Annotated in this window: 29 protein-coding genes; 6 read left to right on the forward strand and 23 right to left on the reverse strand. The window is 52.3% G+C overall.

Annotated elements, in window-relative coordinates; all coding sequences use genetic code 11:
• Positions 1-64: 64 nt before the first annotated feature.
• Positions 65-1,474 (reverse strand): D-serine/D-alanine/glycine transporter, encoded by a 1,410-nt coding sequence (cycA, locus tag FDX04_RS21390; protein WP_137371455.1) that lies wholly within the window; start codon positions 1,472-1,474, stop codon positions 65-67.
• Between the two features lie 308 nt (positions 1,475-1,782).
• Complete coding sequence (gene fklB, locus FDX04_RS21395; RefSeq protein ID WP_038642968.1) at positions 1,783-2,403, reverse strand: FKBP-type peptidyl-prolyl cis-trans isomerase; 621 nt, start codon at positions 2,401-2,403, stop codon at positions 1,783-1,785.
• Positions 2,404-2,622: 219 nt separating this feature from the next.
• On the opposite strand from fklB, the gene FDX04_RS21400 reads away from it, so the two are divergent.
• A complete protein-coding gene (locus FDX04_RS21400) occupies positions 2,623-3,273 on the forward strand; it encodes an OapA family protein (protein ID WP_137371456.1) in 651 nt (216 codons plus the stop codon).
• Positions 3,274-3,320: 47 nt separating this feature from the next.
• On the opposite strand, the gene FDX04_RS21405 is transcribed toward FDX04_RS21400, so the two are convergent.
• The 6 genes from FDX04_RS21405 to FDX04_RS21430 all read right to left on the reverse strand — a co-directional run bounded on the left by FDX04_RS21405 (position 3,321) and on the right by FDX04_RS21430 (position 6,748).
• Complete coding sequence (locus tag FDX04_RS21405; protein WP_137350097.1) at positions 3,321-4,244, reverse strand: DMT family transporter; 924 nt, start codon at positions 4,242-4,244, stop codon at positions 3,321-3,323.
• Between the two features lie 141 nt (positions 4,245-4,385).
• Positions 4,386-4,835 (reverse strand): 50S ribosomal protein L9, encoded by a 450-nt coding sequence (rplI, locus tag FDX04_RS21410; protein WP_003025676.1) that lies wholly within the window; start codon positions 4,833-4,835, stop codon positions 4,386-4,388.
• Between the two features lie 41 nt (positions 4,836-4,876).
• Complete coding sequence (rpsR, locus tag FDX04_RS21415) at positions 4,877-5,104, reverse strand: 30S ribosomal protein S18 (RefSeq protein ID WP_000135199.1); 228 nt, start codon at positions 5,102-5,104, stop codon at positions 4,877-4,879.
• A gap of 4 nt (positions 5,105-5,108) precedes the next feature.
• A complete protein-coding gene (gene priB, locus FDX04_RS21420; RefSeq protein WP_006686338.1) occupies positions 5,109-5,423 on the reverse strand; it encodes a primosomal replication protein N in 315 nt (104 codons plus the stop codon).
• Between the two features lie 6 nt (positions 5,424-5,429).
• Entirely contained in the window at positions 5,430-5,825 is a 396-nt protein-coding gene (gene rpsF / locus FDX04_RS21425; protein WP_003025672.1) for a 30S ribosomal protein S6, read from the reverse strand.
• A 158-nt stretch (positions 5,826-5,983) separates the two neighbouring features.
• Positions 5,984-6,748, reverse strand: coding sequence for a TSUP family transporter (locus FDX04_RS21430; protein WP_137371457.1), 765 nt, complete (start codon positions 6,746-6,748; stop codon positions 5,984-5,986).
• 299 nt (positions 6,749-7,047) lie between these two features.
• On the opposite strand from FDX04_RS21430, the gene yjfY reads away from it, so the two are divergent.
• Positions 7,048-7,323, forward strand: coding sequence for a DUF1471 family protein YjfY (gene yjfY / locus FDX04_RS21435; RefSeq protein ID WP_003025668.1), 276 nt, complete (start codon positions 7,048-7,050; stop codon positions 7,321-7,323).
• Between the two features lie 132 nt (positions 7,324-7,455).
• On the opposite strand, the gene FDX04_RS21440 is transcribed toward yjfY, so the two are convergent.
• The 6 genes from FDX04_RS21440 to ulaA are packed head-to-tail and all read right to left on the reverse strand — an operon-like array spanning position 7,456 to position 11,866.
• Positions 7,456-8,142, reverse strand: a complete 687-nt coding sequence (locus FDX04_RS21440; protein WP_137361579.1) for an L-ribulose-5-phosphate 4-epimerase — start codon at positions 8,140-8,142, stop codon at positions 7,456-7,458.
• Positions 8,142-8,996, reverse strand: a complete 855-nt coding sequence (locus FDX04_RS21445) for an L-ribulose-5-phosphate 3-epimerase (RefSeq protein WP_137361580.1) — start codon at positions 8,994-8,996, stop codon at positions 8,142-8,144. The genes FDX04_RS21440 and FDX04_RS21445 overlap by 1 nt, the downstream gene beginning before the upstream one ends.
• A 9-nt stretch (positions 8,997-9,005) precedes the next feature.
• Positions 9,006-9,656: a 3-keto-L-gulonate-6-phosphate decarboxylase UlaD gene (gene ulaD, locus FDX04_RS21450; protein ID WP_137361581.1), complete on the reverse strand. Its 651-nt coding sequence runs from the start codon at positions 9,654-9,656 to the stop codon at positions 9,006-9,008.
• A gap of 12 nt (positions 9,657-9,668) precedes the next feature.
• Positions 9,669-10,136: a PTS ascorbate transporter subunit IIA gene (gene ulaC, locus FDX04_RS21455; protein WP_038636563.1), complete on the reverse strand. Its 468-nt coding sequence runs from the start codon at positions 10,134-10,136 to the stop codon at positions 9,669-9,671.
• Positions 10,137-10,147: 11 nt separating this feature from the next.
• Positions 10,148-10,453: a PTS ascorbate transporter subunit IIB gene (gene ulaB, locus FDX04_RS21460; RefSeq protein ID WP_137361582.1), complete on the reverse strand. Its 306-nt coding sequence runs from the start codon at positions 10,451-10,453 to the stop codon at positions 10,148-10,150.
• Between the two features lie 15 nt (positions 10,454-10,468).
• On the reverse strand, positions 10,469-11,866 hold the full coding sequence (gene ulaA / locus FDX04_RS21465) for a PTS ascorbate transporter subunit IIC (protein ID WP_040232971.1): 1,398 nt from the start codon (positions 11,864-11,866) through the stop codon (positions 10,469-10,471).
• A 366-nt stretch (positions 11,867-12,232) separates the two neighbouring features.
• Between ulaA and ulaG the strand changes: the two genes are divergently transcribed.
• Together ulaG and ulaR are read left to right on the forward strand one after the other, a co-directional pair.
• Positions 12,233-13,297, forward strand: coding sequence for an L-ascorbate 6-phosphate lactonase (gene ulaG, locus FDX04_RS21470; RefSeq protein ID WP_038636551.1), 1,065 nt, complete (start codon positions 12,233-12,235; stop codon positions 13,295-13,297).
• Positions 13,298-13,404: 107 nt separating this feature from the next.
• Positions 13,405-14,160, forward strand: a complete 756-nt coding sequence (gene ulaR, locus FDX04_RS21475) for an HTH-type transcriptional regulator UlaR (RefSeq protein WP_042312798.1) — start codon at positions 13,405-13,407, stop codon at positions 14,158-14,160.
• Here ulaR and yjfP read toward each other — a convergent pair.
• Positions 14,157-14,906, reverse strand: a complete 750-nt coding sequence (gene yjfP, locus FDX04_RS21480) for an esterase (RefSeq protein WP_137361583.1) — start codon at positions 14,904-14,906, stop codon at positions 14,157-14,159. The two genes, ulaR and yjfP, sit on opposite strands and share 4 nt — an antisense overlap.
• A 181-nt stretch (positions 14,907-15,087) precedes the next feature.
• Here yjfP and bsmA point away from each other — a divergent pair, with 181 nt between their 5' ends.
• Together bsmA and yjfN are read left to right on the forward strand one after the other, a co-directional pair.
• Positions 15,088-15,417, forward strand: a complete 330-nt coding sequence (gene bsmA, locus FDX04_RS21485) for a biofilm peroxide resistance protein BsmA (RefSeq protein WP_038636544.1) — start codon at positions 15,088-15,090, stop codon at positions 15,415-15,417.
• Positions 15,418-15,564: 147 nt separating this feature from the next.
• Positions 15,565-15,840: a DUF1471 family protease activator YjfN gene (yjfN, locus tag FDX04_RS21490; RefSeq protein WP_077223936.1), complete on the forward strand. Its 276-nt coding sequence runs from the start codon at positions 15,565-15,567 to the stop codon at positions 15,838-15,840.
• 87 nt (positions 15,841-15,927) lie between these two features.
• Here yjfN and FDX04_RS21495 read toward each other — a convergent pair whose 3' ends face one another.
• The 8 genes from FDX04_RS21495 to FDX04_RS21530 form a co-directional block, all read right to left on the reverse strand.
• Complete coding sequence (locus tag FDX04_RS21495) at positions 15,928-17,550, reverse strand: isovaleryl-CoA dehydrogenase (protein WP_137361584.1); 1,623 nt, start codon at positions 17,548-17,550, stop codon at positions 15,928-15,930.
• A 120-nt stretch (positions 17,551-17,670) separates the two neighbouring features.
• A complete protein-coding gene (gene rlmB, locus FDX04_RS21500) occupies positions 17,671-18,402 on the reverse strand; it encodes a 23S rRNA (guanosine(2251)-2'-O)-methyltransferase RlmB (protein WP_038636534.1) in 732 nt (243 codons plus the stop codon).
• 72 nt (positions 18,403-18,474) lie between these two features.
• The gene (gene rnr / locus FDX04_RS21505; protein WP_137371458.1) at positions 18,475-20,937 is read right to left on the reverse strand and encodes a ribonuclease R; all 2,463 of its coding nucleotides are present in this window, start codon (positions 20,935-20,937) and stop codon (positions 18,475-18,477) included.
• A 38-nt stretch (positions 20,938-20,975) separates the two neighbouring features.
• Positions 20,976-21,401: a nitric oxide-sensing transcriptional repressor NsrR gene (gene nsrR, locus FDX04_RS21510; RefSeq protein WP_038636528.1), complete on the reverse strand. Its 426-nt coding sequence runs from the start codon at positions 21,399-21,401 to the stop codon at positions 20,976-20,978.
• 216 nt (positions 21,402-21,617) lie between these two features.
• Positions 21,618-22,916: an adenylosuccinate synthase gene (gene purA, locus FDX04_RS21515; RefSeq protein ID WP_003025606.1), complete on the reverse strand. Its 1,299-nt coding sequence runs from the start codon at positions 22,914-22,916 to the stop codon at positions 21,618-21,620.
• Positions 22,917-23,018: 102 nt separating this feature from the next.
• Entirely contained in the window at positions 23,019-23,216 is a 198-nt protein-coding gene (locus FDX04_RS21520; protein ID WP_042312802.1) for a DUF2065 family protein, read from the reverse strand.
• Positions 23,217-23,267: 51 nt separating this feature from the next.
• Positions 23,268-24,005, reverse strand: a complete 738-nt coding sequence (locus tag FDX04_RS21525) for an SDR family NAD(P)-dependent oxidoreductase (RefSeq protein WP_137361586.1) — start codon at positions 24,003-24,005, stop codon at positions 23,268-23,270.
• Between the two features lie 2 nt (positions 24,006-24,007).
• Complete coding sequence (locus FDX04_RS21530) at positions 24,008-24,256, reverse strand: acyl carrier protein (RefSeq protein WP_137361587.1); 249 nt, start codon at positions 24,254-24,256, stop codon at positions 24,008-24,010.
• Between the last annotated feature and the right edge of the window lie 3 nt (positions 24,257-24,259).

The raw sequence follows: 24,259 nt of genomic DNA on the forward strand, positions 1-24,259 counted from the left end.
CCTTCCTGAAGTCCGAATTCGGCCACTGCTTATGTGGCCTTTTTTGTGTCCGATATGGCTACGCTTAACGCACGCCTGCCATACGTTTCTTACCGATAAACAACCAGCCCAGACCCAGCGCGATGAACCACAGCGGCGTCACGATCAGCGCCTGGCGAGTATCCTCTTCCAGCGTCAGCAGTACCAGTACGAAAACAAAGAACGCCATACACACCCAGCACATCAGCTTACCGAGCGGCATCTTGTAGATTGATTTTTCATGCAGGTGCGGACGCTGCTTGCGGTACACCAGGTACGAGCAAAGAATGATGGTCCATACGAACATGAACAGAATCGCCGACACGGTGGTGATCATGGTGAACGCGCCAATCACGCTCGGATTCACATACAGCATCACCACGCCGCCCAACAGGCAGATGCAGGAGAAGGTTAAACCTTTCGCCGGAACCGCGCGTTTAGACAGCTTGGCAAACGCTTTAGGCGCCACGCCTTCCTGAGCCAGACCAAACAGCATACGGCTGGTAGAGAACACGCCGCTGTTTGCAGAAGAGGCCGCAGAAGTTAGCACCACAAAGTTGATCAGGCTCGCCGCCGCGGGCAGACCGACCAGGACAAACAGTTCAACGAATGGGCTCTTGGATGGCACCACCGAGCTCCACGGCGTGACGGACATAATCACAATCAACGCGAAAACGTAGAACATGATGATACGGATCGGGATCGAGTTAATGGCGCGCGGCAGAGATTTCTCCGGATCTTTGGTTTCCGCAGCGGTTGTCCCCACCAGCTCAATGCCCACAAACGCGAACACCGCAATCTGGAAGCCGGCAAAGAAGCCGCTCAGCCCTTTCGGGAACCAGCCACCGTCATTCCACAGATGCGTGAACGATGCCTGAACGCCAGTTGGCGACTGAAAGTGCGTCAGTACCATCACCAGGCCAACGGCAATCAGACCGATAATGGCAACAATTTTGATCATCGCGAACCAGAACTCCATCTCACCGAACATTTTTACCGTGGCGAGGTTAAGGCTCAGCAGTAGCACGATCACCGCCAGCGAGGCGACCCAGTCTGAGAGTTCGGGGAACCAGAATTGCGCATACGCGGTAATGGCGACAACGTCTGCCATCCCGGTAACAACCCAGCAGAACCAGTAAGTCCAACCGGTAAAATATCCGGCCCATGGCCCGAGCAGGTCGGAGGCAAAATCACTAAAGGATTTGTACTCCAGATTCGAGAGCAGCAACTCTCCCATTGCGCGCATCACGAAAAACAGCATAAAACCGATGATCATATACACAAAGATGATCGACGGTCCGGCGAGACTAATGGTTTTACCGGAACCCATAAACAGGCCGGTACCGATAGCGCCGCCAATGGCAATAAGTTGAATATGACGGTTTGTGAGATTGCGCCGTAGCGACTGTTCAGACGAAGCCTCTTCTGCAGCTTCGACTTTTACCTGATCTACCATGTTTTTTCTTCCTGTACCTGTCTGTGTTGTTCAGGCTCTACGGCCTTTAATGTGTCTATGATACGACGATCCTGTTATCAGGACTCATCGATATTAGGTAAGAATTGGCGGGATGAATACTAAGATTTAGATATAATGTTAATTTAATGTTTAAAGTGAGTGTCATATCACTCTGATAGCGCGAATCAGCTCACAAAAATACACGCTGGTGAAGCATTTGCAATATAAAATATCGACAACAGCGTAACTATAGCTTTTCACGCTATTTCTTTGCTCCCCCCGGCCTCGGGGGGAACAGAAGTCACTGCTTACAGAATCTCAAGCAGTTCAACGTCGAATACCAGCGTGCTGAACGGAGGAATGGACGCGCCAGCGCCACGCTCGCCGTAAGCCAGTTCCTGAGGAATAGTCAGTTCCCATTTGGAACCCACCGGCATCAGAGTCAGCGCTTCAATCCAGCCTGGGATGACGCCGTTAACCGGGAATTCAGCCGGTTCGCCACGTGCGACAGAGCTGTCAAACACGGTACCGTCGATCAGTTTACCAGTGTAGTGCACGCGAACGCGGTCGGTGCGTGCCGGGATAGCGCCTTCGCCCTGAGTCAGAACACGGAACTGCAAACCGGATTCAGTGCTGTTCACACCCTCTTTCTCACGGTTTTCTTCCAGATATTTAACGCCATCTGCGGCCATCGCCTGGAAACGCTCGCGACGAACGGCATCAGCACGTTCGTGGATTTCACGCAGTGCGCGATGCACAACATCAACAGGCACTGCCGGATGCTTGCCTTCCAGCGCGTCAGCGATACCCGCTACCAGCGCTTCAGGCAACAGCCCTTCCAGACCGGATTCGCTCAGCTGCTGTCCTACCTGCAAACCAATGCCGTAGCTTGCTTGCGCTTCGATAGTGTCAAAAGTCGGGGTAGCCATCATATTTCCTTTCATCGGATGTAAAGTAGCGGGCAGCATATCAGCCATGCCGCATCCGGTAAAACTTTGTCTCGGGAACTGATGACAAATCGCGAGGAAAAAGAAACAATGACTATTGTCCGCATGAATGTCACGAAAGCGGGTACCCGAACAAGTATCATAGAGTTAGCGATCTATACTCTATGACAGAGGAACGAGACGCGGAGCAGGAGGAAAGCCATGCCCGGGCGCTTTGAATTAAAACCAACCCTGGCGAAAATCTGGCATGCACCGGACAATTTTCGCATTATGGACCCGCTGCCGCCGATGCACCGCCGCGGCATTATTGCTGCTGCCATCGTGCTGGTGATCGGTTTCCTGCTCCCTTCCAGCGACACCAGCGATGCACCAGTGGTCACGCGTACTGCCCAGTTGGATTTGCAGTCGCAGTCACAGCCGCCGACGGAGGCCCAGCTTCAGGCACAACTGGTCGCCCCGCAAAACGACCCAGGCCAGGTCGCGCCGGTTGCGCCGGAACCCATCCAGGAAGGGGAACCAGACGCACAGCCGCAGGCCCAGCAATCCCAGCCACAGACGCAACCTTTCCAGCCGGATAGCGGGATTGACCAGCAGTGGCGTTCCTACCGCGTAGATTCGGGTAAAACGCTGGCCCAGGTATTCCGTGACCATAATCTCCCGCCAACCGATGTGTACGCCATGGCGCAGGTAGAAGGTGCCGGAAAACCGCTGAGCAATTTGAAAGACGGACAGATGGTGCAGATCAGGCAGAATGCCAGTGGCGTAGTGACAGGGTTAACCATCGATACGGGTAATGGCCAGCAGGTCCTGTTTACCCGCCAGCCTAACGGCAGTTTTATTCGCGCCCGATAGCCAGCACACCTGATAAGCGCAGTGCCATCAGGCAGCAAGGTGAAGCGTTAGCGTTTCACCTTGTTCACCCACCAGATCCCCGAACAGACCAGCACCAACGCTACTGCATATTTCCATTCGAGAATATTTTCGCCGAGGAAAACCGCCGACAGTACCGCGCCTGAAACCGGGATCAGGAAGTTAAACGGCGCAATCATTCCCACGCGGTTGTGTTTAAGCAAAATACTCCACAAGGCAAATGCCACCGAAGAGAGCAACGTCAGGTAGCCCAGAATCGCCAACGAAGACGCGCCGTGTACGGTCAGGGTGCCACCAAAAGCGTAACCGCCGATCACCAGCGCCAGACCGCCACCGCCCAGCTGATACCCCGTCATTACCGTCGGGTCGACCGTTTGAGAAATGCGTTTGCCGTATAACGTAGCGGCGGAGAGAATAAAGGCTGCCATCACTACCGAGCCGTCCCCTAACAGGCTGAAGCTAAAATCCAGTCCGCTGTTAAAGTTCACCACCATCACGCCGAGAAAGCCCAGGATACAACCCAGCGCCTTGTTGTAGCTGAGTTTATCGTTCTGATAGATAAAATGCGCCAGCAGCACGCTGAAGAACGTGCCTGTCGCGTTCATGATGGACCCTTTCACCCCCGTGGTGAACGCCAGGCCAATATAAAAGAAAATATATTGCAGCGAAGTCTGCGTCAGCCCCAACAGCGTGAGCTGACCATATTGACGCGGGCTTAACCGGCCAATCGGTTTACGCTGCGCCATCGCCAGCAGGAGCAGCAATAATCCCGCAAACAGAAAGCGATAGCCGGCAAAGACAATTTTCGAGGGGATGTCATCCGTGGCAATCTGGAAGATTTCATATCCGCTTTTGATCGCCGGATAGGCGCTTCCCCACAGCAAGCAGCAGAACGCCGCGCTCAGGTAGACAACATTTTTACGCGCAAACAGAGGTTGGTGCGTTGGTTCCATTCCATCACCACTTTGAAATAATGTTTTATTTTTGTGATTATCCCGAAAAGGACAAAGAATAGCCAGAGAGAAAAGCGGGGAACAGAAAAGCAAAACGCCGGCACAGGGCCGGCGCTTTTACGCGGTTAGCAGAATAAAAACTTATTCTGCAACTACGTTTACAGTCAGCTTAGCAAACACTTCGCTGTGAACCTGGAAGCTCACTTCGTGCTCGCCAGTGGTACGCAGAACGCCGTTCGGCAGACGAACTTCGCTCTTAGCTACTTCAACGCCAGCTGCAGTTACAGCGTCAGCGATGTCGCGAGTACCGATGGAACCGAACAGTTTACCTTCGTCGCCTGCTTTAGACGCGATGGTTACGGTTTCCAGTGCGTTGATTTTCTCAGCACGAGCTTCAGCAGCGGACAGTACGTCAGCCAGTTTAGCTTCCAGCTCAGCGCGACGCGCTTCGAAAAATTCAACGTTTTTCTTGGTAGCAGGAACAGCTTTACCCTGTGGTACCAGGAAGTTACGAGCATAGCCCGCTTTAACGTTAACCTGATCACCCAGGCTACCCAGGTTTGCTACTTTATCAAGCAGAATAACTTGCATTACCTTATCCTCTCAAAGTCGTATTAATGGACCGTGACCGATTACTGATGACGATCAGTGTACGGCAGCAGGGACAGGTAGCGAGCGCGTTTGATAGCGCGAGCCAGCTGACGCTGGTATTTTGCACGGGTACCGGTGATACGGCTTGGGACAATCTTACCGCTTTCGGTGATGTAGTTTTTCAGCGTAGCGATATCTTTATAGTCGATCTCTTGAACGCCTTCCGCGGTGAAACGGCAGAACTTGCGACGACGGAAATAACGTGCCATATGGCTAGTCTCCAGAATCTATCAATTCAATCTGCTCGGCATGCAGAACCATTTTGCTCAGGCCGTTCTTTGCCTTATGGCAAGAGATGAACCCCTGAACGGTTACTGCGCTACCGACCGTTATACTGTGAGTAATGGCCTGGTTTTCGTGTCCGCTAACAATAACGGGCATTTGGCACCACGCCTGCCGGTGAAACCCGGCTTCCTCCTGCACAGAACGATGCTCAAGCACGAACTGGCAATGAGGAATTCCTGATGGACTGACCTTTCGAAGGGGAGCCCTGCACACGGTGCCGGACAACGCCAGACGGTTGGTCATCAGAAATTACTCTTCAGAATCCCCAGCTTCAGCATCATCTGCGGTTTCGTTAGCGAAATCATCGCGACGTTCACGACGCTCGTCTTTCGCTTTAACCATCGGAGATGCTTCGGTAACAGCGTGTTTAGTACGCATAACCATGCTGCGGATAACGGCATCGTTGAAGCGGAAGGTAGTTTCCAGCTCATCGATCACTTCCTGCGGCGCTTCAACGTTCATCAGAACGTAGTGAGCTTTGTGCAGTTTGTTGATCGGGTAAGCCAGCTGACGGCGGCCCCAGTCTTCCAGACGGTGGATCGTGCCTTCTGCACCAGTGATGGCAGCAGTGTAGCGTTCGATCATACCCGGAACCTGTTCGCTCTGGTCAGGATGGACCATAAAAACGATTTCGTAATGACGCATCGAATTGCTCCTTACGGATTATTCAGCCTCCTGTCTGGGTCAGCCGAGGCCCATGGAGGCAAGGAACGTGTTAAAGGTCGGCTGAAAAATGACGCGTCATAATACTGGGGTCAGACGGTAAACTCAAGGTACTTGTACGATTATTTACCATGCCGCGATTAATACATATCCAGCAGCATCTTGACGCTGATGCAAATAGAGACAATGACAATCATCGGCCGGATAACTTTCTTCCCGCGCGTCAGTACCACCGTTGCGCCAAGGCGCGCGCCGAGGGACTGCCCGGCAAACATCACCAGTCCCAGCGACCAGATCATTTTGCCGCCGAAAATGAAGAACAAAATCGAGGCGATGTTCGATGCAAGGTTAATAAAATTCGAGTGAATTTGCGCCTTATCGATGCTGTATCCCCACAACAGGATATAGCAGAGCGTATAAAAGGAGCCGGCACCAGCGCCAAGAAATCCATCATAAAAACCAATGCATCCCCCGCCGATCAACGAGAAGAGAAACAGGGATACCTGCTGCTTTCTTTTCGGTTCGCTAAGGTTTGGCGCAAAAATGAAGTAAATGGCGACTGCGATAATCAGGATGGGGAGCAGTTTTTTCAGCAGTTCCGGTTCAATGAACTGGATAAGCGTCGTTCCCATCGCAGAACCGATAAAAGCAGATAAAAACACATACTTGTGCTCCTGCACGTTGATGTGCCCCCGGCGTAAAAAGTAAATTCCGGAGGTCAGCGAGCTACCCAGCGCCTGGATTTTATTGGTTGCCAGCGCATTAGCCGGGGGTAAACCAGAAATTAAGAGTGCGCCAATAGAGAGAAAACCACCGCCGCCCGACACCACGTTAATAAAGCCAGCCACCAGTGCGACCATGAACATAATCACAAAGTAGCTGAAATCCATGAATGAAGTATCCATAAGTTTTTGCCTTATTATCATAAAGTTATATTAATTATCCGGCTCACTATAAACGGCGTACTCCCCCGATTAAATTGACTATTTGGTAAGAGCTTATGCGCGAAAGGCAGGTATTTTTTCACCGCAGCGGTATACACCAGCAGACTGTTAATTAAAGAAAAGATGGCTATGCGGTAATTTTTTGAACAACTGCATCAGAAATGGTCGCTATCGACTGCGCCGACAGCGGTTAAAATTACATCAGAAGCTAATCACTCACAGGAGAGAAGCAACCAGCGACCGCAGTCGAGGAGGTACATATGCGAGCCCGTGTTTTGACCCTTCTGGCTGTGCTTTTGCTCAGTGCAAATGCAACGGCTGCCATCAAAATTGATAACCATCAGGCCAGGAACATGGATGATGTGCAGAGCTTAGGCGTTATTTACATAAATCATAACTTCGCCACTGAAAGTGAAGCCACTCAGGCCCTGAATGAAGAGACCGATGCGCAAGGCGCAACCTACTACCACGTGATCCTCACCAGGGAACCCGGTAGTAACGGAAATATGCACGCCAGTGCAGATATTTATCGTTAACACCAGAAATAACCAACGAGAACATTGCCACAGTTTGACTTGCCCCCTTCACTGGGGGCTTTTTTTTGCAAAATAATCCCGAAGCCAGACCGATCTCATCCCCATGAAGAGTTGGCTCCGGAACGTTTTATCTTACTTCTGCCCGTAATAGGCATTTGGGCCGTGCTTACGCATGAAGTGCTTATTCATCAGATAACTGTCGATGGGGCTGAGCGCCGGATTAATGCCGCGCGCAATCCACGCCATTTTTGCCACCTCTTCCATCACCACCGCGTTATGTACCGCGTCGTGAGCGTCTTTGCCCCAGGCAAACGGGCCATGTTGGTACACCACTACGCCTGGCGTATGTAAAGGTTCCACCTCCCCCAGCGTTTCAACAATCACTTTACCCGTATTCAGCTCATACTCATCCTGAACTTCCGCTTCAGTTAACGCCCGGGTGCAGGGGATATCGCCAAAGAAGTAATCCGCATGCGTGGTGCCGAGCGCGGGTATTGCCAGACCTGCCTGCGCCCATGCCGTCGCGTGGGTTGAGTGGGTATGCACCACGCCGCCAAGAGAGGAATAGCGGCGATACAACGCCAGATGGGTGGCGGTATCGGAAGAAGGACGATAGCGTCCTTCCACCACGTTGCCGTGCAGATCCACAACCACCATGTCATCCACTGTCATTGTTTGGTAGTCGACGCCGCTGGGCTTAATCACCACCAGCCCGCGTTCGCGGTCGATGGCGCTGACATTACCCCAGGTAAACGTCACCAGCCCGTAGCGCGGCAGATCCATATTGGCCTCAAAAACCTGCTGTTTGAGTTTGTGCATTACACCGCCTCCTCCAGACCGGCACTGGCCATACGCGCTTTTACCCAGTCGCGCGCCTTCGCCACTTCACGTGCCGGGTCGTCCGACGTTTCACTCCACATCTCAATCAGGTATGGCCCGCAATACCCACTCTGTTTGAGCGTCGCAAAACAACGTTCGAAATCGACAATCCCTTCACCAAACGGCACATTTTTGAATACGCCGGGTTTGGTATCTTTCACGTGTACGGCAACGATATGGCCCATTCCCGCCTGCAATTCCATCTGCACGTCGTTATCCCACGCCGACAAATTGCCAATATCGGGATACAGCTGGAACCACGGATTGTTGAGATAGTGGGCATAACCCAACGCCTTACTGATCGAATTCATCAGTGGATAATCCATGATTTCCATCGCCAGCGTCACCTGTGCACGGCTCGCCATCTCTATGCTTTCTTTCAGCCCATCGCGAAACCGACGACGCGTTTCGTTATTGGCCTGCTGGTAATAGACGTCATAACCCGCCAGTTGAATCACGCGAATACCAATATCCTGCGCAAACTGAATGGCTTTCCGCATGATCGCCAGTCCCTGATCGCGCACCGCATCATCTTCGCTCCCCAGCGGGAAACGGCGGTGAGCGCTCAGGCACATAGAAGGGATGCGTACTCCCGTTTCGGCGATGGCGGCCACCAGCGCCAGACGCTGCTCGCGGCCCCAGTCAAGGCGCGCAAGGCGGGCGTCGGTTTCATCAACCGACATTTCGACAAAGTCAAAACCTAACTCTTTCGCCAGCCGCAAGCGATCCAGCCAGCACTCCCCTCCGGGGAGCGCTTTTTCATAAATACCGAGCGGGACCTGTTTCGACAACATAGTCGCTCCTTAGCCCCACAACTGGGCGATGGAACATTTGAACTGACGCGCAGCCTCAACCGGAGAAGCGGCATCACGAATACTGCGACCAGCTATAAACACGTGAATTGGGATCCCCTGGAACAGCGGCAGATCCTCCAACGCCAGGCCGCCGGTTACGGTGACTTTAAAGCCCATATCAGACAGGCGTTTGATGGCACTGATATCCGCTTCTCCCCACGCCACACCTGCGGCCTGCGCATCACGACTGCGATGATATACAACCTGCCCGATACCCGCATCACGCCACTCCTGAGCCTGTTCCCAGGTCCAGTAACCGGTCAGTTCAATCTGTACGTCGCCGTTAAATTCTTTCGCCACCTCGAGCGCACCTTTGGTGGTATTGATATCCGCACAGCAGATGACAGTGACCCAATCAGCGTTAGCTTCGAAACACATGCGGGAGAGGATTTTACCCGCATCGGCGATTTTGGCGTCCGCCAGCACAATTTTATGCGGGTAGAGCGCCTTCAGGTCACGTACGGCACGTACGCCCTCAGCAACACAAAGAATGGTGCCCACCTCAATAATATCGACCTCTTCGGCGATCAGACGCGTCGTTTCGTACGCAGAAGACATTGATTGGTTATCCAGCGCAACCTGCAACATAGGTAATGACATTTCGGTATCCTTTTAAACAGCCGCCGCAGTGGCGTTATCAATTAAATCCAGCACTTCCTGCGCGGTGCGGCAGGCACGTAAACGGTCGAAATTGGCTTCATCGTCAAACAGATTCACGATCTGCATGATGCCCACTTCCTGATGCGTGTTGGCGTCGACCGCCGCCATCGTGATCAAAATGTCTACCGGGTCGTTATCTTCGTGGTTAAACACCAGCGGGGTTTTCAGCGTCACCAGCGCAAAGCCGGTCTTCTTCACGCCTTCTTCCGGGCGACCGTGCGGCATCGCCAGTCCTGGGGCAATCACAAAGTACGGACCGAACTGTTCTACCCCATCAAGAATGGCCTGGTAGTAGCGCGGTTCAACCACGTCAGCCTTAACCAGCAAATCGACGCCCAGCTTTACCGCTTCCTGCCAGGTGTTGGCCTCAGCCTGTAGAAGGATGGCGTTATTATCTGCCAGCGAATCACGTAATTTCATATGCCGTGTCCTTACTTCACGTCCTGAGGGAAATGCGCTTTGATCACTTCCAGCAGTTTTGGTCCAAAATCGGCGGGCGACAGCATGTTGCGTACGCCAACAACATATTTATTGCCAGTTACGGTAATTTCACCGGCAATATGGGTAGAGGCGATGATGATATCCGCGCCGTTCAGTTCACTTTTGTACTCACCCACTGCGCAGCTGTTCACCGTATGGTCAATATTTGACTGGATTAAAAACTGGTCCACTTTCATCTTCATGATCATGGAACTGCCCTGCCCATTGCCACACACAGCCAGAATACGTACGGTCATAATCGGAACTCCTTATTAAGCAGAGTGTTCTGCCAGTTGTTTTTCTGCGTCTTCCTCAGCGCGCAACGTGCGTCCTGCGAAAAACATATAAGCCAGTGCAATCAGAATAATGACGGCCATAAATACGATGCCGATGGAGGCAAAGCCCTGCATCATCGGCGGCGCCAGAATTGACCAGTCCGCCATCCCCATCCAGGCGCTCATACCGGTGAGTTTCACCGCCCAGACGCAGCCAAAGATTTCAATCATCCCCATCACCAGACAAATCTTGAGCGCCGCGCGCCAGCCGCCAAAGTGGTTCGCGAACACGCCAATGGTGGCGTTGGAGAAAAACATTGGGATAAAACCAGGAATAATCAGGATGGAAGAGCCGCAGCCCACGAGGATGCCGACCGCAATCAGTTGGCCGATGGTGCCCCACATGAAGCCCCACACCACCGCGTTGGGAGCAAAGCTGTATATCGCCGCACAGTCAATCGCCAATACCGCACCGGGAATCAGACGCTGCGAGATACCGTTGAACGCTTCTGAAAGTTCGGCGACGAACATACGTACGCCCTGGGTGATGATGAAGATCGCGACGGCAAACGAAAAACCGGTCTGCAGGATGTACACCGTCCAGTGCGTTTTCCCTGCCATCGCCTGAACCACATCAATGCCGAAAGAGAGCAGGATCGCCCCGAAGAAAATGGTCATGACAATCGCGGTCGAAACGATGTTGTCATGGAAGATATTCAGCCAGCCAGGCAGTTTGAGATCTTCTACGCTCTCCTCTTTTTTACCCAGATAAGGCGCGACCTTGTAGGCAATCCATGAAGCGAACTGCTGCTGGTGGCCGATGGAAAAACCGCAGCCGTCGGTCACTTCCTGCGTCGGCTTGTACATCATATTGGAGGTAATCCCCCAGTAGAGCGACACCAGCACCGCCGTGCAGATAATGGTTGTCCACATGGAATAGCCGAATATATAAAAAGAGACCGCAATCAAGCCCGCCTGCTGGAACATGATGTGCCCGGTGAGCATGATGGTGCGAATGCCGGTAATACGCCGTAGCAGTACGTAACAAATGTTCAGCGCCAGCGCCAACAATACGGCGTACCCTACCCAACTGTAGGCATCCCCCATTCGTTCGATGGTTGCCATCATGGAGGCATAGGTATCGGAAATCGCACCATTGATACCGTAAACCTCGGACATCTTCGCCACTACCGGTTTAAACGTGCTGGTCAGAATGCCCGATCCCGCCTGCAGCAGCATAAAACCGATAATCGTTTTGATCGTGCCTTTGATAATAACGCTGACGCTTTTGCGCAACAGGATGTAGCCGAGGCAGGTCACAATACCCAACAGCAACGGCGCGTTGGTCATGACCTGATTAAAAAAGACGGTAAAGATGTTGTAGAGGATCTCCATAACGATCTCCAGTAGACGAAGTTGCTGAACATTCATTACAGATGCTCAGGATGTTGTGTCCCCACTCTAATTTTCAAAAGTAATCACAACAAGATTGAATTTGATTAAATGTGATGGAGTACGCAAATAAATCTCTTACCCGAGACAGGGTTTTATTGAGCATTCATAGAGAAAAAAATAAAACTTATAAAAACAATAAAATACAGAAATAGATTCCTGCAAAGCATCCCGTTACGTTGTGAGTTATAGACGCTTTACGACGGAATCAGAAAAATCCACGCATTGCCTTCTTGATAAATTGATGTCAGTATCAATCAAAACAAATCATAATTTGATTTAATTTGAACCAACATGAAGGTAAATGCGATGAGTAAAGTAAAAAGCATCACGCGCGAATCATGGATTCTGAGCACATTCCCGGAGTGGGGAAGCTGGCTGAATGAAGAGATCGAACAGGAACAGGTCGCACCTGGCACCTTTGCTATGTGGTGGCTTGGCTGTACCGGAATTTGGCTAAAGTCAGAAGGCGGGACTAACGTCTGCGTCGATTTCTGGTGCGGAACAGGTAAGCAAAGTCACGGTAATCCGCTGATGAAAACCGGTCACCAGATGCAACGCATGGCGGGCGTGAAGAAACTGCAGCCAAACCTGCGTACCACGCCGTTTGTGCTTGATCCGTTTGCCATTCGTCAGATCGATGCGGTGCTGGCTACGCACGATCATAACGATCACATCGACGTCAATGTCGCGGCTGCGGTCATGCAGAACTGCGCGGACGACGTGCCGTTTATTGGGCCACAAACCTGTGTGGATCTGTGGGTCGGCTGGGGCGTGCCGAAAGATCGCTGCATCGTGGTAAAACCTGGCGATGTGGTTAAAGTGAAAGATATTGAAATTCACGCGCTTGATGCGTTTGATCGTACCGCGTTGATCACTCTCCCCGCCGATCAGAAAGCGGCGGGCGTGCTGCCGGACGGCATGGACGCGCGCGCCGTTAACTATCTGTTCAAAACGCCAGGCGGCACGCTGTATCACAGCGGCGACTCCCACTACTCCAACTATTATGCAAAACACGGCAACGAGCATCAGATCGACGTCGCGCTCGGATCCTATGGCGAAAACCCGCGTGGCATTACCGACAAGATGACCAGCTCCGACATGCTGCGTATGGCGGAAGCGTTGAATACAAAAGTCGTCATCCCCTTCCATCATGACATCTGGTCAAATTTCCAGGCCGACCCTCAGGAGATTCGCGTATTGTGGGAGATGAAAAAAGATCGTCTGAAGTATGGCTTTAAGCCATTTATCTGGCAGGTCGGTGGCAAATTCACCTGGCCGCTGGATAAAGATAACTTTGAATACCACTATCCACGCGGCTTTGATGATTGTTTCACGATTGAACCGGATCTACCGTTTAAATCCTTCTTGTGATCCACACCAAATGCCGGGCCTAACCCGGCATTTTTTCCCATTTACTTTAGTATTTCCAGGCTATTTCAAATATCATCTTTTCAAATCAATTTGTATCGGAATAGCTCATGACTGAAGCACAAAGACATCAAATATTGCTGGATATGCTGGCGCAGTTGGGCTTTGTTACCGTTGAGAACGTAATTGAGCGCCTGGGTATTTCACCCGCCACAGCCCGCCGGGATATCAACAAACTCGACGAAAGCGGCAAACTCAAGAAAGTTCGCAACGGCGCAGAAGCCATCACTCAGCAGCGCCCGCGCTGGACGCCAATGAATCTGCACCAGGCACAGAACCACGATGAAAAAGTTCGTATTGCCAAGGCCGCATCCCAACTGGTGAATGCGGGTGAAAGCGTGGTGATCAACTGCGGCTCGACCGCCTTCCTGCTCGGACGTGAAATGTGCGGCAAGCCAGTGCAGATCATCACTAATTATCTGCCGCTGGCGAACTATTTGATCGACCAGGAGCATGAGAGCGTGATCATCATGGGAGGGCAATACAACAAAAGCCAATCCATCACGCTTAGCCCGCAAGGTAGTGAAAATAGCCTGTATGCCGGGCACTGGATGTTCACCAGCGGCAAAGGGTTGACCGCAGATGGACTGTATAAAACCGATATGCTGACCGCGATGGCGGAGCAGAAGATGCTTAACGTGGTGGGCAAACTGGTGGTGTTGGTCGATAGCAGTAAGGTCGGTGAACGCGCGGGGATGCTGTTCAGCCGCGCCGATCAAATCGATATGCTGATTACCGGCAAAAATGCGAACCCTGAGATCCTGCAACAGCTCGAAGCTCAGGGCGTGAGCATTATGCGCGTTTAAAGGTGCTGGCGGAAAAACGTCACCGTCGCAGCCAGCGCTTCTGGCGTAATGCGGTGGCGTACGCCTGCTTCCCACAGGCAGGTCAAATTATTGTCCAGACCGGCCTGAATCAGCGCCTGCTGTAAGCGGAAGGTTTCAACGGCCGGTACCACATCATCTTCCTGCCCGTGCCATAGCAGCAACGGCCTGTCGGCCAGGCGTGGCAACTGGTGCGTCACTTCCCATTCGGCCAGCGGCGCGATGAGGGCATCAAACTCAGCCTGCTGTATTGGTGTCTGGACCAATAAAGGCGGAAAAAGCGTCTGCGCAAGCCGGGTAAAGTAGCCCGAACCCATCAGGCTGGCTACACATTTAACCTCGGGATAGCGGGCCATAATGCCCAGGGCCGTCATTCCCCCCATTGACGCCCCGCCTACGGCAAGCCGTTCATCTGACAACCAATTTTCTGCTACCAGCGCCGCACGTAACGTCGAAAACTCCTGCATGTTTTGCTGCAATATGTGCCAAAAGCGGTATATCCGCCCCTGTGCGTCACCCTTGAAGCGGGCACCATGGTCTGGCGCATCTGGCATCACTACCCGGAATCCGGTCTGAGCCAGAGCAACGGCAAAATAGCTGTAGACCAGGCTGGAAGATGTAAATCCGTGATAAAAAATAATACAGGGGAGTGAACAGTCGCGTTTGCCAGCCGGAACGGCGTGCAGAACAGGGATACCCGCCAACTGTCGTGTTTCAATTTCGATCATTTGTCGCCTCTTTCTTTCTGGTATGCCATGCAGCAATACTTAACGCAAGCGAATGTGTTCGACAATGATTCATAATGTTGAGAACTGGGTTACGCTTTCGCAACATTTTCATTCGAAAATCGCGTGAGAGATAACAATTCGGGAACATTCCCCTAAAGCGAAATTAATAAGGCACTACACTATGGCTATCAGGAAACGAGATAGAGTTATGCGTCGGTTTGCCTCTTTGTTGTTGGTTTTATTTTTAAGCGCCTGTAGCGTGCTACAGGGAACGCCGCAACCCGCACCGCCCGTTGCCGACCACCCGCAGGAGATCCGCCGTAACCAGAGTAATGGGTTACAGCGAATAGGGACGGTCAGCGCACTGGTAAGAGGCTCACCGGATGATGCGCTGGCTGAAATCCGCGACAAAGCCGTCGCGGCAAAAGCTGATTATTATGTGGTCTTATTAGTCGATGAGACCATTGTGACAGGCCAATGGTATTCACAAGCGATTTTGTATCGTAAATAACATTGGCTTGAAATTTAGTCAGCTTTACATTGCTTTGCGCCCCTATGCGTTTACCTGTGCACAATAAACCAACAGCAGGAAGCTTGAGGTTTATTATCGCGATGGAATGCCCTGCCGTGTGTAGGGGTACGAATAATGGAGCTGACGATGAAACAATCACTAGCCTTATCCTCACTGCTGCTTTCTACCGGACTGGTAGGTACTACGGCGCAGTCTGCCGAGTTCGCCAGTGCTGACTGTGTTACCGGCCTGAACGAAATAGGGCTGATATCCGTCAGTAACATTGCAGGAAATCCGCAGGATGTAGAACGTGTCGTGGCGTTAAAAGCGGATGAACAAGGCGCCTCATGGTATCGGATCATTCAAATGTATGAAGATCAGCACCCCGATAACTGGCGCGTCCAGGCCATACTCTATGCGTAACAGAATGCCGGATGGCGTAAACTTATCCGGCCTACGTTAACGTAGGCATCATGATAAGACGCGCCAGCGTCGCCATCAGGCATATTATTACCCTACTCCTCCCGTTGCCCGTAGCAACAGATCGTTCTGTACCTGTTCAGACACTCGTCGTCCACCACGCGTATCCAACATCATCTGACACCAGGCCTGCGCCACTGGCGGAGAGGCATAACGCAACATTTGCGCCCCGCAACCGAGCAGGAAAAGCTGCTGCGTAATCTCCCGGCCCAATTCTTCACTGGGTTTACGCAGGTGTTGCTGCAACTGACGAACCATCCGATCGTAATGACGATCCTGTCCTTTGACCTCGGCAAAGGCTTCGCTGAGCATATCGTAAATACCGGGTTGTTTTGTCAGCACCCGCAATACATCAAGGCACATAATGTTGCCGGAGCCTTCCCAGATACTGTTTACCGGCATCTCACGGTACAGACGCGGCAACTCACTCTCCTCGCAATAGCCAGCTCCACCCAATACTTCCATCGCCTCAGCGACAAACGGCATCCCGCTTTTGCAGACAGAATATTTCGCCGCTGGCGTAAACAACCGAGCCCACAGCGCTTCTTTGGCATCAGCGCGGCGGTCCCAGGCCCGTGCCAGCCGAAACAGTAACGCGGTCTGGCCTTCCAACTGGAGCGCCATTCGGCTTAAGACCTGGCGCATCATCGGCTGTTCAATCAATGGCTTGCCAAATACCTGTCGTTGGTGCGCATGATAAATCGCCACGGAAAAGGCACGTCGCATCATGCTATGGCTGCCGAGCGCGCAGTCAAAACGCGTCATACCGCCCATTTTCAGGATATGGCGTATACCTTCACCTTCTTCGCCCAGCAACCAGCCAATGGCATCCTGGAACTCAACCTCACAGCTGGCATTGGAGCGATTGCCTAACTTATCTTTCAGGCGTTCCAGACGGATGGCATTACGCCGTCCATCGGGTAAAAATCGCGGTACAAAAAAGCAGGATAATCCTCCTTTTGCCTGTGCCAGCACCAAATGAGCATCACTTTGCGGCACGGAGAAAAACCACTTATGTCCCACCAACCGATACGAGCCGTCTGCGAGGCGTTCCGCCTGGGTGGTATTGCTCAGCACATCTGAACCCCCCTGTTTCTCGGTCATTCCCATGCCAATCAGCAGCCCACGCTTTTGCCCACCCGGCAGTAAATGCGAGTCATAACGGTCGCTTAGCAACGGCGTAAACCAGTCGTGAAATTGTGAAGGTAGCATCTGCAGTAACAACGGCGTGGCGGCAAAGGTCATGGTCACCGGACACAAAGTGCCTGCCTCCACCTGCGCATGCAGCATGAAACGCGCCGCACGGGCAACAAATGTTCCCTGCCGCGCTTCGTCTTCCCAAGCAAGGTTATGCACGCGGTTGGCGCACAGTCCCTGCATCAGCAAATGCCAGGCAGGATGGAAACGCACATCGTCCAGTCGCTGCCCCTGCGGGTCGTAACGCAAAAGTTCAGGTGGAAAAGCATTCGCCAGGCGACCCAGTTCAAGCGATTCCGCGGTGCCTAACTGCTGGCCAATACTCGCCAACAGATCGCTATCCCAGCCCGCCCCTTCGCGGATAACCGCTTCACACAGGGCGCCATCAGACAGGTATAAGTTACTGTTATTGAGCGGTACAGGTTGGTTAAAAACGGTATGCGTTTGCCAGTACATTGTGTCTCCCTCCTTCAACGGCTGCGCCATTAAGTATGGCCAGCCAGACAAGAGAGTGCCTGGGATTCAGGTCACAAAAAAGCCATCCCGAGGGATGGCTTAAGAGACATAGAGAATGAATTAGCCGCGCTGGCGAACGGCCTCAAACAGGCAGATGCCGGTCGCGACTGAAACGTTTAGCGACGAAACGCTTCCAGCCATCGGGATACTGATCAGTTCGTCACAATGCTCACGAGTCAGACGACGCATACCTTCGCCTTCAGCCCCCATGACCAGCGCCATACGTCCGGTCATTTTGCTCTGATAGAGAGTATGGTCGGCTTCACCAGCGGTGCCCACAATCCAGATATTCTCTTCCTGCAGCATACGCATCGTGCGCGCCAGGTTAGTTACGCGGATAAGCGGTACGCTTTCAGCCGCGCCACAGGCCACTTTTTTCGCCGTCGCATTCAACTGTGCGGAGCGATCTTTCGGTACGATAACCGCATGTACACCAGCAGCATCCGCGCTACGCAGGCATGCGCCCAGGTTATGCGGATCGGTGACACCATCAAGGATCAAAAAGAACGGCTGATCGAGCGCGGCAATCAGATCCGGCAGATCGTTCTCCTGATACTGACGACCCGGCTTCACGCGCGCAATAATCCCCTGATGTACCGCACCCTCGCTTTTCTCATCCAGGAACTGGCGGTTAGCCAGCTGAATGACAACGCCCTGCGCTTCCAGGGCATGGATCAACGGCAGCAGGCGTTTATCTTCACGACCTTTGAGAATAAAGACGTCCTGGAAGCGCTCAGGCGCACGTTCCAGCAGAGCCTGCACCGCGTGGATGCCGTAAATCATTTCACTCATGAATGTACTCGTTAATAGTTTATGCGTAACGCCGGGCAACATGACAGTTGCCCGGCTTACAGTTTATGGCTGTTATTGTGCGACGTTCTTTTTCGCCGCGCGTTTAGCTTTGGTGGCGGCAGCGATTTTAAGCGTTTTTGCCGATGGCTTTTTCGCTTTTTTATCGCCTTTCTTCTCAGACGTTTTTTTATCCGCCTGAGGTTTGGCTCTGCCTTTCTTCTCGCCGCGGAAAGCGCTATCCGGCTCGAAATTCACCTTTTTCCCCATTTGACGACGTTTACCGGTATTTTTACCTGCATCGCCTTTTTTGGCTTTTTCACGTGCGGTTTTGCCCTCATTGCGCGGCGCACGTTCGCTGGAGATCAAACTGAAATCGATTTTACGCTCGTCCATGTTGACCGCTTCCACGCGAACTTCCACGCGATCGCCCAGGCGATACATCTGACCGCTTGATTCACCCGTCAGACGCTGCCCAACCTGGTCAAAGCGGTAGTAGTCGTTATCCAGGGAGGAGACATGCACCAGACCGTCGATAAACAGTTCGTCAAGACGGACAAAGAAGCCAAACCCGGTCACGCTGGCGATCACGCCTTTAAAGACGTTACCTACCTGATCCAACATGAAGTCACACTTCAGCCAGTCAGAGACGTCGCGCGTAGCTTCGTCAGCACGGCGTTCGGCCATCGAACAGTGCTGGCCCAGTTGCAGCATCTCTTCCATCGAATAATGATAACCACCGGTTTCCGTGGTGTTGCCTTTATGGCCCTGCTCCTGCGCCAACAAATATTTAATTGCACGATGCAAAGACAGATCCGGGTAACGACGGATCGGCGAGGTAAAGTGCGCATAAGATTGCAGCGCCAGGCCGAAGTGACCACGGTTTTCCGGATCGTAAATCGCCTGCTTCATCGAGCGCAGCAGCATAGTTTGCAGCATTTCCGCATCAGGACGGTCAGCAATCGACTCCAGCAGTTCAGCGTAATCGCGCGGCTCAGGTTTGTTGCCGCCAGGCAGCTCCAGCCCCAGCTCTGCCAGTACGGAACGGAAGGAGGTAATCGCTTCGGTCGTCGGCTTATCGTGAATACGGAACAACGCTGGCTCTTTGGCTTTCTCAACGAATCGCGCCGCTGAGATGTTCGCCATGATCATGCACTCTTCAATCAGCTTGTGCGCGTCGTTACGTTGCGTCTGCTCAATACGTTCGATACGACGTTCAGCGTTGAAGATAAACTTCGCTTCTTCACTTTCAAATGAGATACCGCCGCGCTCTTCACGGGCTTTATCCAGTACTTTGTAGAGGTTATGCAGCTCTTCAATGTGTTTAACCAACGGCGCGTACTGTTCACGCAGTTCCTGATCGCCTTGCAGCATATGCCAGACTTTGGTGTAAGTCAGACGCGCATGGGAGCTCATTACCGCTTCGTAGAATTTAAACCCGGTTAAGCGGCCTTTCGACGAAATGGTCATTTCACAGACCATACACAACCTGTCCACCTGCGGGTTCAGCGAACACAATCCGTTAGACAGCACTTCCGGTAGCATCGGGACAACCTGCGACGGGAAGTAGACAGACGTGCCACGGCTGCGCGCTTCCTGATCCAGCGGAGTCGGCGGACGAACGTAATAGCTTACGTCAGCAATCGCCACCCATAAACGCCAGCCACCGCCGCGTTTCTTCTCGCAGTAAACCGCATCGTCGAAGTCACGCGCATCTTCGCCATCAATAGTGACCAGCGGGAGATCGCGTAGATCGACACGTCCAACTTTCGCTTCTTCCGGCACTTCTTCTTTCAGTCCGGCGACCTGTTTTTCGACTGCCTGTGGCCAGATATACGGGATTTCGTGGGTACGCAGGGCCATATCAACAGCCATGCTGGTGCCCATGTTGTCGCCCAATACTTCAACGATTTTACCCACCGCTTTGGTGCGACGGGTTGGACGCTGGGTCAGCTCAACCACGACCACAAAGCCCATACGAGCCCCCATCACCTGTTCCGGCGGAATAAGGATATCGAAGCTCAGGCGGCTGTCGTCCGGGACGACAAACCCGACCCCAGCGTCGGTGAAGTAGCGGCCGACAATCTGGCTGGTTTTCGGCACCAGTACGCGCACAATACGCGCTTCGCGACGACCTTTACGGTCCGCGCCCAGCGGCTGCGCCAGCACCTGATCGCCATGAATGCAGGTTTTCATCTGCTCGCTGGACAGGTACAGGTCATCTTTGCGGCCTTCGACGCTCAGAAAGCCGTAGCCATCACGGTGGCCAATAACGGTACCTTTCAGCAGGTCAAGACGTTCCGGCAGCGCGTAGCACTGACGACGAGTGAAGACCAGTTGCCCGTCACGCTCCATCGCGCGCAGGCGACGACGCAGCGCTTCTTGCTGTTCTTCACCTTCAATGTTGAGTTCAGCGGCCAGCTCATCGCGGTTGGCCGGTTTTTCACGTTTAGTTAAATGTTCGAGGATAAATTCCCGGCTCGGGATAGGGTTCGCGTATTTTTCAGCTTCGCGTTCCTGGAAAGGATCTTGTGACATCTCGGTTCCTCCGTTGTCATCTCTGATGAAGATTTTCGTCACTCCACCAGCAATAATTTATAAAGCGGTTGATTTTCTTCAACCAAATCAGCAAGTGTGTAGTTGTCCAGTTCCGTGAGAAAACTTTGCACTGCTTTAGAAAGCGCCTGTTTGAGTCGGCAGGCAGGGGTTATGTGGCAAAACTCGCTGCTACAGTTGACCAGCGATAAGGGTTCCAGCTCGCGAACCACATCACCAATACAAATATCCTTAGCGGGTTTACCCAGGCGGATACCGCCATTTTTTCCTCGAATAGCAGTAACAAAGCCCGCCCGGCTAAGTTGATTGATTATTTTGACCATATGATTACGGGACACGCCGTAGACTTCTGTCACCTCAGAAATACTGGTCATACGTCCTTCGGGAAGTGACGCCATGTAGATTAGCGCACGTAATCCGTAATCGGTGAAACTTGTTAACTGCACATCAACCTCAGGAAAAGGGATAAAACGGATAAACCTGGTGGTATTAATTATATTGATGATAAACCAGCCACCAGCCAGGTCGCTAATTTATTTCAGTTCGGGAAGGAAAAAAGCGAGGAACTTACGTGATTTTAAGCCGGATTCTGATGCAAAACGCCTCATCCGGCCTAAGAGAGTGCAAGCGCAGCGCCATCCGACGCTACGCCATAACCAGAATTATGCGTCGAACGGGTCGCGCAGGATCATGGTTTCAGTACGGTCTGGGCCAGTTGAGATAATATCAATCGGCACACCGGTCAGTTCTTCAATACGCTTGATGTAGTTCAGTGCTGCCTGCGGCAGACCGCTACGTTCCTTCACGCCAAAGGTGGATTCAGACCAGCCTGGCATGGTTTCGTAAATCGGCTCGATACCTTTCCAGTCGTCAGCCGCCAGCGGAGTCGTTGTAACTTCACGGCCATCCGGCATACGGTAAGCGACACAGATTTTCACCTCTTTCAAACCGTCCAGCACGTCCAGTTTGGTCAGGCAGAAGCCAGACAGGGAGTTAATCTGTACTGCACGACGTACGGCAACGGAGTCCAGCCAACCGGTACGACGACGACGGCCGGTGGTTGCGCCATACTCGTTACCTTGTTTGCACAGGAACTCACCAACGTCATCAAACAGCTCAGTCGGGAACGGACCTGCGCCGACACGAGTAGAGTAAGCTTTGATGATGCCCAGAACGTAATCCACATAACGTGGACCCAGGCCGGAGCCGGTCGCCACGCCACCCGCAGTGGTGTTGGAGGAGGTTACGTACGGATAGGTACCGTGATCGATATCCAGCAGCGTACCCTGCGCGCCTTCGAACATGACGAAATCGCCACGCTTACGCGCCTGGTCCAGCAGATCGGAAACATCAACAACCATAGAGGTCAGGATGTCGGCAATCGCCATCACATCATCCAGCACTTTCTGGTAGTCAACGGCTTCGACTTTATAAAAATTCACCAACTGGAAGTTGTGATATTCCATCACTTCTTTCAGTTTTTCAGCGAAGGTTGCTTTATCAAACAGATCGCCAACGCGCAGACCGCGACGAGCCACTTTGTCTTCATAAGCCGGACCGATACCACGACCGGTAGTACCGATCGCTTTCTCGCCACGCGCTTTCTCACGAGCGTTATCCAACGCAACGTGATAATCAAGGATCAGCGGACACGCTTCAGACAGCAGCAGGCGCTCGCGAACCGGGATACCACGATCTTCCAGCCCTTTCATTTCTTTCATCAGCGCGGACGGAGACAGTACAACACCGTTACCGATGATGCTGATGACATTCTCGCGAAGAATACCTGATGGAATAAGATGGAGGACGGTTTTTTCACCGTTGATTACGAGAGTATGGCCTGCGTTGTGACCACCCTGGTAGCGCACAACATATTTAGCCCGTTCAGTCAGAAGATCGACGATCTTCCCTTTACCTTCGTCACCCCATTGGGTGCCCAGTACGACGACGTTGTTACCCATTTTTCAAAATCACCGTTTGCTTAAAAATGGATTCTACCACCGCTTTTTCAGATATACAGCACTTTTTGCATGCTAAAATCCGCAAATTAGGCTACTTATTGATCAGCCAATCGTTTTCCTCAACATGTAGTAGACCACAACGCCCGCGACCACAAGACCTCCACCAAAACGACGCAAAGTATTTTCGGGAAGTTGCGCCATCGCGGAGATCATTTTCTTCCATGCGCTGGGATAAAGCATAGGACCCAGGCCTTCCAGCACCAAAACCAAGGCGAGAGCCAGCAAAATTGTGGAATTCATTGCGAGTCCTTATTGTTAGAAACCTGCCTGGTACCAGGCAGGCCTGGCAATCTACACGCTCATTCCACCATCAACCACTAAACATTGGCCGGTAATCCATTGACTCTCTTCATTCAAGAAAAATCGCACAGACGATACTACATCAGCTGGTTGACCAATACGTCTTAACGGGATTTGACGGGAAAGGGCTTTAAGCTTATCTGTTGGAATAGCGTTAAGCAATTCACTGTCAATAATCCCCGGTGCGATACAGTTAACCCGAATGCCAAACCGCCCGACTTCAAGCGCCAACGATCGGCACAATCCTACCATTGCCGCTTTGCTGGCACTGTATGCCGTTTGCCCCGAATTTCCTCTAACAGCGCCAGACACCGAGGTAATGAATACTATAGACCCCGAATTCATCTCAAACATGGCTGGCAGCAGCTTCTGATGCCAATAAAAAAGCGCATTCAGATTCGTATCCATAACCTTTCGCCAGCGCTCTGCCGTTTGATGAATGTGTAAAGCATCCATCGGAACACCCGCATTATGCACAATGCCATAAGGGGCGCCGTATTGTTCAAGTAACCGCGTTGCCGTTTGGTGAACCTGTTCCTCATTGGTGCCATCACACTGAATCGCCTCAACCAGTCGCCCTTGCCTGCGGCAGTGATCCACGACTTCTGAGGCAGCAATTTCGTTATTTCTCCAGGTGAAAACCACGCGCCAACGCTCGGATAGCGATAGCACCAGCGCTTTGCCAATGCCCCTGCTACCGCCAGTAACCAAAATCCATGGCTGACTCATACTTACCCCAGTTGCTCACAAATATGCTGACACAGCGCAGCGAGAGTAATATCGGGATTATTAATAAACAGCTCGGCTTCCAGCGTAATACCATAGTTACGTTTAATGGCGACCATCATCTCAACATAATCGAGACTATCCAGCTCCAGAGTTCGCAACATCGTTTCTGCAGACAGATCATCCACAGCAACATCCTTCACATCGGCAATTAAATTAACAATATTTGTCCAGACATCCTGAAAATTGCTCATTTA

The organism is Citrobacter sp. wls615 (assembly GCF_005281355.1).
Classification (GTDB): domain Bacteria; phylum Pseudomonadota; class Gammaproteobacteria; order Enterobacterales; family Enterobacteriaceae; genus Citrobacter; species Citrobacter werkmanii.

What these genes read in the sequence shown, in the direction of transcription:
- cycA (WP_137371455.1), bottom strand. Translation starts at nt 1,474, where the DNA reads ATGGTAGATCAGGTAAAAGTCGAAGCTGCAGAAGAGGCTTCGTCTGAA.
- fklB (WP_038642968.1), bottom strand. Translation starts at nt 2,403, where the DNA reads ATGGCTACCCCGACTTTTGACACTATCGAAGCGCAAGCAAGCTACGGC.
- FDX04_RS21400 (WP_137371456.1), top strand. Translation starts at nt 2,623, where the DNA reads ATGCCCGGGCGCTTTGAATTAAAACCAACCCTGGCGAAAATCTGGCAT.
- FDX04_RS21405 (WP_137350097.1), bottom strand. Translation starts at nt 4,244, where the DNA reads ATGGAACCAACGCACCAACCTCTGTTTGCGCGTAAAAATGTTGTCTAC.
- rplI (WP_003025676.1), bottom strand. Translation starts at nt 4,835, where the DNA reads ATGCAAGTTATTCTGCTTGATAAAGTAGCAAACCTGGGTAGCCTGGGT.
- rpsR (WP_000135199.1), bottom strand. Translation starts at nt 5,104, where the DNA reads ATGGCACGTTATTTCCGTCGTCGCAAGTTCTGCCGTTTCACCGCGGAA.
- priB (WP_006686338.1), bottom strand. Translation starts at nt 5,423, where the DNA reads ATGACCAACCGTCTGGCGTTGTCCGGCACCGTGTGCAGGGCTCCCCTT.
- rpsF (WP_003025672.1), bottom strand. Translation starts at nt 5,825, where the DNA reads ATGCGTCATTACGAAATCGTTTTTATGGTCCATCCTGACCAGAGCGAA.
- FDX04_RS21430 (WP_137371457.1), bottom strand. Translation starts at nt 6,748, where the DNA reads ATGGATACTTCATTCATGGATTTCAGCTACTTTGTGATTATGTTCATG.
- yjfY (WP_003025668.1), top strand. Translation starts at nt 7,048, where the DNA reads ATGCGAGCCCGTGTTTTGACCCTTCTGGCTGTGCTTTTGCTCAGTGCA.
- FDX04_RS21440 (WP_137361579.1), bottom strand. Translation starts at nt 8,142, where the DNA reads ATGCACAAACTCAAACAGCAGGTTTTTGAGGCCAATATGGATCTGCCG.
- FDX04_RS21445 (WP_137361580.1), bottom strand. Translation starts at nt 8,996, where the DNA reads ATGTTGTCGAAACAGGTCCCGCTCGGTATTTATGAAAAAGCGCTCCCC.
- ulaD (WP_137361581.1), bottom strand. Translation starts at nt 9,656, where the DNA reads ATGTCATTACCTATGTTGCAGGTTGCGCTGGATAACCAATCAATGTCT.
- ulaC (WP_038636563.1), bottom strand. Translation starts at nt 10,136, where the DNA reads ATGAAATTACGTGATTCGCTGGCAGATAATAACGCCATCCTTCTACAG.
- ulaB (WP_137361582.1), bottom strand. Translation starts at nt 10,453, where the DNA reads ATGACCGTACGTATTCTGGCTGTGTGTGGCAATGGGCAGGGCAGTTCC.
- ulaA (WP_040232971.1), bottom strand. Translation starts at nt 11,866, where the DNA reads ATGGAGATCCTCTACAACATCTTTACCGTCTTTTTTAATCAGGTCATG.
- ulaG (WP_038636551.1), top strand. Translation starts at nt 12,233, where the DNA reads ATGAGTAAAGTAAAAAGCATCACGCGCGAATCATGGATTCTGAGCACA.
- ulaR (WP_042312798.1), top strand. Translation starts at nt 13,405, where the DNA reads ATGACTGAAGCACAAAGACATCAAATATTGCTGGATATGCTGGCGCAG.
- yjfP (WP_137361583.1), bottom strand. Translation starts at nt 14,906, where the DNA reads ATGATCGAAATTGAAACACGACAGTTGGCGGGTATCCCTGTTCTGCAC.
- bsmA (WP_038636544.1), top strand. Translation starts at nt 15,088, where the DNA reads ATGGCTATCAGGAAACGAGATAGAGTTATGCGTCGGTTTGCCTCTTTG.
- yjfN (WP_077223936.1), top strand. Translation starts at nt 15,565, where the DNA reads ATGAAACAATCACTAGCCTTATCCTCACTGCTGCTTTCTACCGGACTG.
- FDX04_RS21495 (WP_137361584.1), bottom strand. Translation starts at nt 17,550, where the DNA reads ATGTACTGGCAAACGCATACCGTTTTTAACCAACCTGTACCGCTCAAT.
- rlmB (WP_038636534.1), bottom strand. Translation starts at nt 18,402, where the DNA reads ATGAGTGAAATGATTTACGGCATCCACGCGGTGCAGGCTCTGCTGGAA.
- rnr (WP_137371458.1), bottom strand. Translation starts at nt 20,937, where the DNA reads ATGTCACAAGATCCTTTCCAGGAACGCGAAGCTGAAAAATACGCGAAC.
- purA (WP_003025606.1), bottom strand. Translation starts at nt 22,916, where the DNA reads ATGGGTAACAACGTCGTCGTACTGGGCACCCAATGGGGTGACGAAGGT.
- FDX04_RS21520 (WP_042312802.1), bottom strand. Translation starts at nt 23,216, where the DNA reads ATGAATTCCACAATTTTGCTGGCTCTCGCCTTGGTTTTGGTGCTGGAA.
- FDX04_RS21525 (WP_137361586.1), bottom strand. Translation starts at nt 24,005, where the DNA reads ATGAGTCAGCCATGGATTTTGGTTACTGGCGGTAGCAGGGGCATTGGC.
- FDX04_RS21530 (WP_137361587.1), bottom strand. Translation starts at nt 24,256, where the DNA reads ATGAGCAATTTTCAGGATGTCTGGACAAATATTGTTAATTTAATTGCC.